The sequence below is a fragment of the Sphingomonas sp. 66-10 genome (assembly GCF_001897045.1).
Taxonomy (GTDB): domain Bacteria; phylum Pseudomonadota; class Alphaproteobacteria; order Sphingomonadales; family Sphingomonadaceae; genus Sphingomonas; species Sphingomonas lycopersici.
Map to the genome: position 1 here is coordinate 406910 of NZ_MKRR01000133.1, position 10807 is coordinate 417716.

The window sequence follows — 10807 nt, forward strand, 5'->3', positions numbered from 1 at the left end:
AGCGTGCTGCAGGTCCGGGAGAAGACCTATGCGATCTTCTTCAAGGCGAGCTTCGAGGACGAAATCGCGGGCATGCCGTTCCACCTGAACGTGGGCCTGCGCGACGAGGGAACGCACGTCACCACTACCGCGCTCGGCCGGCAGCTGCTCGGCCTGTCGATCCCGGCGGGGGATCCGACGCTGATCCAGCCCGATCCGGCGCTCGGGCCGCTTCACGACGGCTATTCGGCGACACAGCCGATCGTCAGTTCCTCCAGCTATAATTATCTGCTGCCGAGCGTCGATGCGAAGCTTGAGATCATGCCCAACCTGATCTTCCGGCTCGATGCTTCGCGGACGCTGACGCGACCATTGCTCGCCGATCTGCGCCCGACGATCAATGTCGGAACCTTGCGCCGCGGCAGTCTCGCGGCGAGCGGCGGCAACCCCAACCTCAAGCCGTATCTGTCGGACAATTTCGACGCCGCGATCGAATGGTATTATCAGCGCAACTCCTATTTCTCGGCAAACTTCTACCTGAAGCACCTGACCAACTTCATCGTCGGCGGCGTCACGACGCAGACCATCAACAATGTGATCGATCCCAGCACCGGGCAGATCGCGCGGTTCAACGTCAATTCGAAGGTCAACGGGCCGGAAGCGACGGTGAAGGGCTTCGAACTCGCATTGCAGCATGTGTTCGGCGACAGCGGCTTCGGCTTCAACGCCAATGCGACCTTGCCGTGGTCCGATCGCAATTTCGATCCTTCGGACATTTCGGGGACAGCTTTTGCGATTACCGGCCTTGCGAAATCGGCGAACTTCGTCGGCTTCTACGACAAGAACGGGTTCCAGATCCGCGGCGCGCTCAATTGGCGTGACAAATATCTGCTCCAGCTGGGCCAGAACCAGGGAGGCACGTTCGGTGCCGAGCCCGTGTACGTGAATTCGCAGCTGCAGATCGACGCATCGGCGAGCTACGATCTCACGCGGCAATTCACCGTGTTCGGCGAAGTGACCAATATCAACAATTCCAACTACAGCACGCACGGTCGCTACGACAATCAGTTGCTCGACGTCTGGTCTTACGGGCGCCGCTTCACCTTCGGCGTGCGTTTCCGCTATTGACCTGAGTTGCCGGGGGCGCCTTCTCAGGCGCCCCTACCCTTTTCCGGGGAATGCGATCGTGAAGCCCATCCAGAATATCGTGATCGTCGGCGGCGGGACGGCGGGCTGGCTGACCGCCGGGGTCATCGCCGCCCGTCATCGCGGCCGGATTCCGCAGGACTTCACGGTCACGCTGGTCGAATCCCCCAACATACCGATCATCGGCGTGGGGGAGGGAACCTGGCCGACGCTGCGCTCCACGCTCAAGAAGATCGGCGTATCGGAAACCGATCTGTTCCGCGAATGCGACGCTGCGTTCAAGCAGGGCGCCCGCTTCGCCAGATGGACGACCGGCGCGCAGGATGACGGATATTATCACCCGCTTGTCCTGCCGCAGGGTTTCGAACGGCTGAACCTCGTGCCGCACTGGCTCAGCGGGAACGGCCAGCAGAGCTTCTGCGACGCGGTTTGCCCGCAGGGCCGGCTGTGCGACGACGGTCTCGCGCCCAAGGCGATCACCACGCCCGAATATGAGGGCGCGGCGAATTATGCCTATCACCTCGACGCAGGGAAATTTGCGCCGTTCCTCACCCGTCACTGCACGGAGAAGCTCGGCGTCCGGCACGTCCGCGCCGATGTCTCCCGCGTCGCGCTGGATGAAAGCGGCGACATTCGTGCGATCGTCACCGAACAGGCCGGCGAGATCGCGGGGGATCTGTTCGTCGATTGCACCGGTTTTCGGTCACTCCTTCTCGGCGAAGCAATGAACGTCCCCTTCCGCGACTGCAGCGACATCCTGTTCTGCGACCGGGCGATGGCGGTGCAGGTGCCCTATGAGCATGAGGACAGCCCGGTCCGCTCGCACACCGTTTCGACCGCACAAACCGCCGGCTGGATCTGGGATATCGGCCTTCCCACGCGGCGCGGGACAGGACATGTTTATTCGAGCCGCCATATTTCGGATGACGAGGCGGAGCGCGAGTTGCGCGCCTATCTCGGTCCGGCAGCCGACGACCTTGCCGTGCGCAAGATCGTGATCCGATCCGGTCATCGCGAACAATTCTGGGTACGAAATTGCGTCGCCGTGGGCATGTCGGCCGGTTTCCTCGAGCCGCTGGAATCATCGGCGATCGTACTCGTCGAACTGTCGGCAAAGCTGATCGCCGAACAAATGCCGCTGTGCCGCGAAATCATGGACATCGTGGCGTCCCGCTTCAATGCGACGACGCATTATCGCTGGGGCCGGATCATCGATTTCCTGAAGCTTCATTACGTCCTTACGCGGCGAACCGACAGCGCATTCTGGCGCGACAATGTATTGCCGGAGACGATCCCCGAACGGCTGAGGGAATTGCTGCTGCTGTGGAAGTACCAGTCGCCCTGGTTTCTCGACGAATTCGACCGGGTCGAGGAGGTGTTTCCAGCGGCCAGCTATCAATATGTCCTCTACGGCATGGGTTTCCGTACCGAGGTGTCGCCCGGCATGGTGGCATATGACGCGCGTCATGCGGATCGCGCGATGCGCGAGAATGCAATGCTGACCGAACGGTTGCGCACCACCCTGCCCCGCCACCGCGATCTGATCCGCAAGATCCATGAGCATGGCCTGCAACCGGTATGACGGTTACCGGGCTCTAACGTGCGGAACCGCGGTCGAATTGAAGCGCGCGCTACAATCCCGGTGATCGCGCGGCCCAGGCCTTGGTTGCCTGGCAGCTTTCCATCGCGCGGAGATAGGCGGGGCGCGCCGTTGTACGGGCAAGATAGTCCCGCTCGACGGCCCCGGGGACGTAATTGCCGGTTCGCATGCCGAACAGAAGCGCATAACTTACCGAGATATCGGCAGCGGTGAACCGATCGCCGGCGAGATAAGGATGGTCGGTGAGGCGGCGGATGACCAACCCGAGCCGGGCCTCGAATGTCTCGAATGCCCAGCGCGTAACCCGCGCCTCCCGCTCGGCTTCGGGTGCCAGTTCGCGACCGACGAAGACGGCGTTCATCGGCCCGGCGAGCCCGGCCTCGCCCAAATGGAGAAATTGCAGGTAGGAAGCGAACGCCGGATCGTCAGGGGCGACGGCAAGCGAGCCCGGCCCGTAGCGGGCGAGCAGATATTCAAGAATGGCGATCGATTCGACCATGATCGTCTCGCTATCCTGCAATGCGGGAATGAAGCCAGCGGGGTTGATCGCAAGGAAGTCGGGATCATTCCCGACTGTCAGCAGATCGACCGGGCGCAGTCGATAAACCAGCCCCAGTTCCTCGAGCAGCCAGACGACCCGGAAACCGCGACCTTCGCCATAAACGGTGAGCATAGCCGAGCATCCCCGGATTGAACTCGACGCATATTATCATCCCGCGGCGCACGCCACTGGTTTATGCCTTAGCGAAAACTGGCCTCGGTGAGCCGGACGGGCCGGTTGGGACGCAGCCGCACCGTCGCGGTCCGCTTGCCCAACCGCACGACGCGCGGTCCGGCGAGAACGGAGACGATCGTTGCAGCATCGAGCCGGCCGTCGCGCCAGCTCACATCGACGCTGCCCGCACCGCGCACACGCAACCCGGAGATGGCGCCGCTCGGCCAGGCCGAGGGCAACGCCGGGAGGAGCAATATCTGATTGCCTTTGCTCTGCACCAGCATCTCGGCGATCGCCGCCGTGCCGCCGAAATTGCCGTCGATCTGAAATGGCGGGTGCGCGTCGAAAAGATTGGGATAGGTGCGCGCGGGCCCGAGCAGGAAGCGCAGAATCTCATATGCATGCTCTCCCTTGCGCAGCCGCGCCCACAGATTGATCCGCCACGCGGTCGCCCAACCCGTCGCCCTGTCGCCGCGCAATTCGAGCGAGCGTTGCGCCGCCGCCGCCAGCGCCGGGGTGTCGTCCGGGTCGATCTGGTGGCTGGGGTAAAGCGCATAGAGATGCGATACGTGGCGGTGGTGCGGCTCCGGCGCGTCACCGTCCCAATCCTCCTGCCATTCCTGCAATTGCCCTTGCGCCCCGATCCGATCCGGCGCGAGGCCGGCGCGCAACGCGATCAGCTCGGCGGCAAAAGCGCGATCAATGTCGAGGATCGCCGCCGCCTGCGCAACCTGATCGAACAGATCGCGCAGGATCTGCATGTCCATCGCAGGACCGGCGCAGATCGATACGCCCTTATGATGTTCATTCTCCGGCGAGATCGAGGGATTGGTGACCAGATGCCCGCTTGCCGGATCGCGTTGCAGCGCATCGACGAAGAACAGCGCCGCGCCGCGCATCAACGGATAGACGGAGGCAAGATAATCGCGATCCCGGCCATAATCCCAGCGATCCCACAAATGGGTGCAGAGCCACGCCCCGCCGGTCGGCCACAGCCCCCACGAGGCGCCGTCGATCGGCGCGGTGGCACGCCACAGGTCGGTATTGTGATGCGCGACCCAGCCGCGCGCGCCATACATTTCCCGCGCGGTATGCGCGCCCTGCTCGGCGAGATCGCGCACGAATGTGATCAACGGCGCGGTGCATTCGGCGAGTGCGGTCGGCTCGGCTGGCCAGTAGTTCATCTCGGTGTTGATGTTTATGGTATATTTGGAGCCCCACGGCGGCCGCACGTGATCATTCCATATCCCCTGAAGATTGGCCGGCTGCGAGCCTGCGCGCGAGGAAGCGATCAGAAGATACCGGCCATAGTTGAAATAAAGCGCCGCCAGCGCAGGGTCGTCACTGTCCTCGCTGGTGCGTATGCGCTCGTCGGTCGGGCGATCGGCCGATGCGGTTCGGCCGAGGTCGAGCCGGACGCTGCGGTAGAGCCGCCGATGATCGGCAACGCCCGCCGCGAAAATGTCGGCAAAGCCGCGCGCGGCGGCGGCGGCGATCTGCGCGCGTGTGATCGCATCAGGATCGCCGCTGGTATCGTTGAAGCGGCGATAGCTGGTCGCCATCGCAATCAGGATCGTCACCGCGTCCGCACCGCGCACACCGACCCCCGCGGCACGCGCCTCGAGCGTACCGCCCTCGCGCAGCACCCGCGCCCGCGCGACAAAGCGCAGCGCGCCGGCTATTCCCTGCTCGCCGGGATTGCGCCCGGCGAGCGTCAGCATATCGCCATCCAGCTCGAGCGTGGCAGACTGGGGTGAATCGAGGCTGACATCGCAATCCACCGCACCAGGCTTGCTCGCAGTCAGCCGGACCGCGAGCACCTGATGCACCGGGCAGGCGAACACCCGTCGCTCATAACGTACCGTGCCGGCCGTGAAGCGGGTGACCGCGAGCGCCGAATCAAGATCCAGCGCGCGTTCGTAATCCGTGGCGCTGTCGGCGGAGATCGTCGGCAGGTTGATGAGAAGATCGCCCACAGGCTGGTAGGACATTTGCTGCAGCGGTTTCGCCATCAGCTTCGCATTGGCGAGCGCCTGGGCTTCGGCGAGATGGCCCGCGACGATCAGCCGCCGCACTTCCGGCAACGCGGCGCATGCCTGGGGATTGACCGGATCATAGGGGCCGCCCGACCACAGGCTGTCTTCGTTGAGCTGGAGCCGCTCGCGGTCGATCCCGCCAAATACCATTGCGCCGATCCGGCCGTTGCCGACCGGCAATGCCTCGGTCCAGCGTTCGGCCGGCTTGCGATACCAGAGCCGGTTCGTCCCCAGATCCGCTTCCATCCGTTCGCTGGCGGCAACGGGCGGCGCCACGGCGAGGGCGGCTGCCGCTGCCGACTGCCCCAGCATGGTCCGCCGCGTGACGATATGGCTCTGGCGCAATTTCCCCTCCCGATCGACAGCAAAGGCTTGTCGTCAACGAATGGTAGCGTTAACACAAACGCATAAGCAAGCGGGAGAGGGTTTTATGCGCAGACGGCGAATCACATCGATAACGGCGCGTGGCACGGCCGTTGCGGCGGCGCTGGTGCTGGGCGCGCTCGTATCGGGCTGCAAGTCGGGCGAGCGCGCGGCCGATAATGGCGCCGGGCTATCCAACGCCACCGCCGCGAAGGATGGGAAACGCCCGGCCTCCGATTATCTGTCGCAGCCGCTCGTCAGCGAAATCTATACCGCCGACCCTTCCGCGCACGTCTGGAACGGCACGCTCTACATCTATCCCAGCCACGACATCGACGGACCGACGCCGGAAGACGATCTGGGCGGTCATTTCGAAATGCGCGACTATCACGTGCTCAGCATGACCGAACCGAACGGCAAGGTGACGGTCCACCCGGTCGCGCTCGACGTGAAACAGGTTCCCTGGGCCGAAAAGCAGATGTGGGCACCGGACGCGGCCTATAAGAACGGGACTTACTACCTCTATTTCCCCGCGAAAGATAAAGCGGGTGCATTCCGCATCGGTGTTGCGACGTCGAAATCGCCGGTCGGCCCATTCAAAGCCGATCCTGAGCCGATCAACGGCAGTTTCTCGATCGATCCGGCGGTGTTCACCGACGACGATGGCAAAAGCTACATGTATTTCGGCGGCATCTGGGGCGGTCAGCTACAGCGCAACGTGACGGGCAGCTACGACCCGAACGGATCGAAGACCGATCTGAAGGCCGACGACAAGCCTGCGCTGACGGCAAAGGTCGCGCGCCTCGACGACGGCATGAGGCAATTTGCGGAAAAGCCGCGCGACGTCGTGATCCTCGACGAAAAGGGCAAGCCGCTGCTCGGCGGTGATCACGACCGGCGCTTCTTCGAGGCGTCCTTCCTGCACAAGTATAAAGGCAAATATTATTTCAGCTATTCGACCGGCGATACGCATTTCCTGAACTATGCGATCGGCGACAATCCTTATGGCCCCTTCACCTACAAGGGCCATTTCCTGCTCCCGGTCGAGGGCTGGACGACGCATCATTCGATCGTCGAATGGAAAGGCCGCTGGTGGCTATTCTATGCCGATAGCCAGCTTTCCGGACAGACCCGGCTGCGCAACGTCAAGATGACCGAGCTGTTCTATAACCCGGACGGCACGATCAAGCTGATCAACCCGTTCGTCAAATAGCCCATGTTCCTAGGGATCGACATCGGCACCTCCGGGGTCAAGGCGGTCGTCAGCGACACGCGTGGCGCCGTCGTCGCACAGGGCATCGCGGCGCTGACCGTGCAGCGGCCGCGACCCTTATGGTCGGAACAGGATCCGGCCGACTGGTGGGCCGCGACGACCGCGGCGGTGCAGGGTATCGATCCGTCGATCCGCCGCGCGGTGCGCGGCATCGGGCTTGCCGGGCAGATGCACGGTGCAACGCTGCTCGGCGCGGACGACCTGCCGCTCCGTCCCGCGATCCTGTGGAACGATGGACGCTCGTTTGCCGAGTGCGCAGGCCTGGAGGCCGATGCGCCGCGGCTGCGCGAGATTTCGGGCAATATCGCCATGCCCGGCTTCACCGCGCCAAAACTGCGCTGGGTGGCCCGGAACGAGCCGGAAATCTTCGCGAAGACGCGCTCGATCCTCCTGCCCAAGGATTATGTCCGGCTGCTGATGACCGGCGACAAGGCATCGGACATGTCGGACGCCGCCGGGACATTGTGGCTCGACGTCGCCGCGCGCGACTGGAGCGACATTTTGCTCGGTGCCTGCTCGCTCTCTCGGAGCCAGATGCCGACGCTCGTCGAAGGCAGCGCGATCGGCGGCCGGCTGCGGCGCGACGTCGCCGAGCTTTGGGGCATGGCACAGGTGCCGGTCGCCGGCGGCGGCGGCGACAATGCCGCCGGCGCGGCCGGGGTCGGTGTCGTCAGCGACGGCAAGGCGCTGCTGTCGCTTGGCACATCCGGCGTGATCTTCGTCGCCAATGACCGTTTTACGCCCAATCCCGCGCGCGCCGTCCATGCTTTCTGCCATTGTCTGCCCGGCATGTGGCATCAGATGTCGGTCCATCTCAGCGCCGCCTCCTGCATCGACTGGGTTGCGCGGCTGACCGGCGCGAGCGGCGCGGCGGAATTGTTCCAGCGCGCCGAAGCGGCCGGCGCGGCGAACGGGCCGGAATTGTTTCTTCCCTATCTTTCGGGCGAGCGCACGCCGCACAATGACGCGCAGGTCCGCGGCGCCTTTCTGCGGCTGGATAACGACAGTTCGCCCGAGCGGCTCGCGCAGGCGGTGCTCGAAGGCGTCGCGTTCGCGCTCGCCGACGGCCTTGATGCGCTGCGCGAAGCCGGGGCAGCCGTCGGCGAGCTCGCGGTGATCGGCGGCGGCGCGCGCTCGCGCTATTGGGGCGAGACGCTGGCGGCAGCGATGCGCGTGTCGCTCGTCTATCTCCAGGGGGGCGAGGTCGGTCCGGCGCTCGGCGCTGCGCGATTGGCGCAGCTCGCCGTCGACGGCGGCGCGCCGGCCGAGGTCTGCGCCGCCCCGCCAATTGCCCATGTCGTCCATCCCGACCCCGTGCTGACCGACCGGCTCGCGCCCAAGCTCGCCGCGTTTCGCGAAGCCTATCCCCGCATCACGCCCAGGAGCCTTTGATGAGCACCGATTTCTTCGCCGACATTCCGCAGATCACCTACAAGGGACCGGACAGCACCGACGAGCTGGCCTATCGCTGGTACGACAAGGATCGCGTGGTGCTGGGCAAGCGGATGGAGGACCATCTGCGCTTCGCCATATGCTTCTGGCACACCTTCTGCTGGCCGGGTGCCGATGTGTTCGGCGCGGGAACGTTCAACCGCCCGTGGCACCGCGGCGCGAACGACAGCGCCGCTGCGCGGGAGAAGCGGATCGTCGCGTTCGATTTCTTCCAAAAGCTCGACGTGCCATTCTATTGCTTTCACGACGTCGACGTGATGGCCGAGGCGGCCGGCGTCGCGGAGCATCGCCGCTATTTCGCCGAGGCGGTGGAGCATCTGGAGCAATTGCAGGCGTCGACCGGGCGCAGGTTGCTGTGGGGCACCGCCAATCTGTTCAGCCATCCGCGTTTTTGCGCCGGCGCCGCGACCAGCCCGGATCCGGAAGTCTATGCGTTCGGCGCGATGCAGGTGCGCGACGCATTGGAGGCGACGCATCGTCTCGGCGGCCAGAATTACGTACTATGGGGTGGCCGCGAGGGTTATGAGACGCTGCACAACACCGATCTAAAACGCGAACTCGATAATTTCGGCCGTTTCCTCGCGCTGGTCGTAGAGCACAAGCACAAGATCGGCTTCAAGGGCACGATCCTGATCGAGCCGAAGCCGCACGAGCCGACCAAGCACCAATATGATTTCGATACTGCGACGGTCTACGGCTTCCTCAAGCGCTACGGGCTTGAGGACGAGGTGAAGGTCAATATCGAGGCCAATCACGCGACGCTCGCCGGCCATACTTTCGAACATGAGATTGCGACCGCCGCCGCGCTCGGCATCTTCGGATCGATCGACGCCAATCGCGGCGACCACCAGAACGGTTGGGACACCGATCAATTCCCCAATTCGGTTGAGGAACTGACGCTTGCCGTGCTGGAGATCCTGCGCGCCGGCGGGTTCACCACCGGTGGCTTCAACTTCGACGCCAAGGTGCGGCGGCAGAGCATGGCCCCGGTCGACCTGTTCCACGGCCATATCGGCGGCATCGACACCGTCGCGCGCGGCCTCCTCAACGCCGCCGCGCTGATCGAGGATGGCCGGCTGGATCGCTGGAAAGCGGAGCGCTATGCCGGCTGGGACGGTGCGGTCGGCAAGTGGATCGGCACGCTCGATCTCGTCGGCATCGCCGATTTCGCGGAGAAACAGGCGATCGACCCGGCGCCACGCTCGGGCCAGCAGGAACGGTTCGAGAATCTGATCAACCGCTTCATCTGACCGGACGGGCGCGTCGGGGGTTTCCGGCGCGCCCTTCCCCTCAATTCCGCTCGGCGAAAGGCCCGATCATCGTCCCGACGAAGCCGCCGGCTGTCGCGGTACTGAGATTCGTGCCGTCGACATCCCCGGCGAGCGTCGTCCAATGGCCGTCTAGCGCATAAGCAAGGTCATAGCGCCCTGCCCTCGCGCTGATCCGGAAACGGATCGGGCCGGTCGCGGCGATCGCCCGCTCCGCGAGCGTCACGCCCGCCTCGGGCTCCTTCGGGCCGGCGCGCCGCGCAGCGCGGATGAGCAGGCGGCCATCGCGCGCCACCGCGGCGATGGTCAGGAAATAATCGTCGTTCTGAAGCGCGGCGAGGCCAGCGCTGCTATTCGGGGCAGGCGGCGCGAGCAGCTCCGTCTCCGCCGTCGCCACGATATGCTGTTGCCGACGCGCCGCGAAGGCGGGTTTGCCCGACGCGCCCAGCCGATCTCCCGGCGAGAGGCGCAATTCGCCACCCGCGACGGTCACTTTCGCGCCGCGCATCGTCATCCAGTTGAGCGGCAGCGCCGATCCGTCGAACTCGTCGTGCGCGGTAAAGCTGCCGTTCTGCGGCGGCGCCTCGCCGGCGGCGGGCAAGGGCCGCATCACGATGCGCGGCGCGGTGGCGCCATGCGGCAGGATGCGCGGCCAGCCGCCCTCCCATGTCGCAGGGAGCAGCCATGTCTCGCGGCCGATATTGTAATAATCCTCGGCATAGGGCCGCGTCGCGAGGAATACCGCCTGCCAGCGCCCGTCCGGCAATTCCACCAGATCGGCATGCCCGGCCGCAGAGACCGGATCGGGGCGGCCAGGCCGAAGGTCACGCTGTGTGAGGATCGGGTTCACATCGGCGGGCGCGGGCGTGTACGGCCCATCGATCCGATCGGCGCGGAACACCACCTGGCTATGGTTGACCGACGTCCCCCCCTCCGCTGCGATCAGATAATAAGCGCCGTTTTTCTTGATGAGAT

The 10807-nt window shown here is 64.7% G+C and carries 8 protein-coding genes; 5 read left to right on the plus strand and 3 right to left on the minus strand.

All coding sequences use genetic code 11. From position 1 onward, the window contains the following. Window positions 1-1107: TonB-dependent receptor domain-containing protein (locus BGN95_RS15835; RefSeq protein ID WP_286773266.1), on the plus strand; the 1107-nt coding region annotated here is incomplete at its 5' end. A gap of 55 nt (window positions 1108-1162) precedes the next feature. After that, window positions 1163-2707 carry a tryptophan halogenase family protein gene (locus BGN95_RS15840; protein ID WP_502688303.1) on the plus strand — a complete coding sequence of 515 codons (1545 nt, stop codon included), beginning with the start codon at window positions 1163-1165 and terminating at the stop codon, window positions 2705-2707. A gap of 49 nt (window positions 2708-2756) precedes the next feature. Here BGN95_RS15840 and BGN95_RS15845 read toward each other — a convergent pair whose 3' ends face one another. Beyond that, the gene (locus BGN95_RS15845) at window positions 2757-3398 is read right to left on the minus strand and encodes a glutathione S-transferase family protein (RefSeq protein WP_286773268.1); all 642 of its coding nucleotides are present in this window, start codon (window positions 3396-3398) and stop codon (window positions 2757-2759) included. Between the two features lie 68 nt (window positions 3399-3466). Continuing rightward, window positions 3467-5722 (minus strand): glycoside hydrolase family 95 protein, encoded by a 2256-nt coding sequence (locus BGN95_RS15850; protein ID WP_286773269.1) that lies wholly within the window; start codon window positions 5720-5722, stop codon window positions 3467-3469. A gap of 184 nt (window positions 5723-5906) precedes the next feature. On the opposite strand from BGN95_RS15850, the gene BGN95_RS15855 reads away from it, so the two are divergent. Genes BGN95_RS15855 through xylA form a run of 3 tightly spaced genes read left to right on the plus strand, consistent with a single transcriptional unit; the run spans window position 5907 to window position 9814 of the window. Then, the gene (locus tag BGN95_RS15855) at window positions 5907-7052 is read left to right on the plus strand and encodes a glycoside hydrolase family 43 protein (RefSeq protein WP_286773335.1); all 1146 of its coding nucleotides are present in this window, start codon (window positions 5907-5909) and stop codon (window positions 7050-7052) included. A gap of 3 nt (window positions 7053-7055) precedes the next feature. Beyond that, the gene (xylB, locus tag BGN95_RS15860; protein ID WP_286773270.1) at window positions 7056-8504 is read left to right on the plus strand and encodes a xylulokinase; all 1449 of its coding nucleotides are present in this window, start codon (window positions 7056-7058) and stop codon (window positions 8502-8504) included. Then, on the plus strand, window positions 8504-9814 hold the full coding sequence (gene xylA, locus BGN95_RS15865) for a xylose isomerase (RefSeq protein ID WP_286773271.1): 1311 nt from the start codon (window positions 8504-8506) through the stop codon (window positions 9812-9814). The genes xylB and xylA overlap by 1 nt, the downstream gene beginning before the upstream one ends. Window positions 9815-9854: 40 nt before the next feature. Here the strand turns inward: xylA and BGN95_RS15870 are convergent. Then, on the minus strand, window positions 9855-10807 hold a 953-nt coding region (locus BGN95_RS15870), incomplete at its 5' end, for a glycoside hydrolase family 43 protein (protein WP_286773272.1).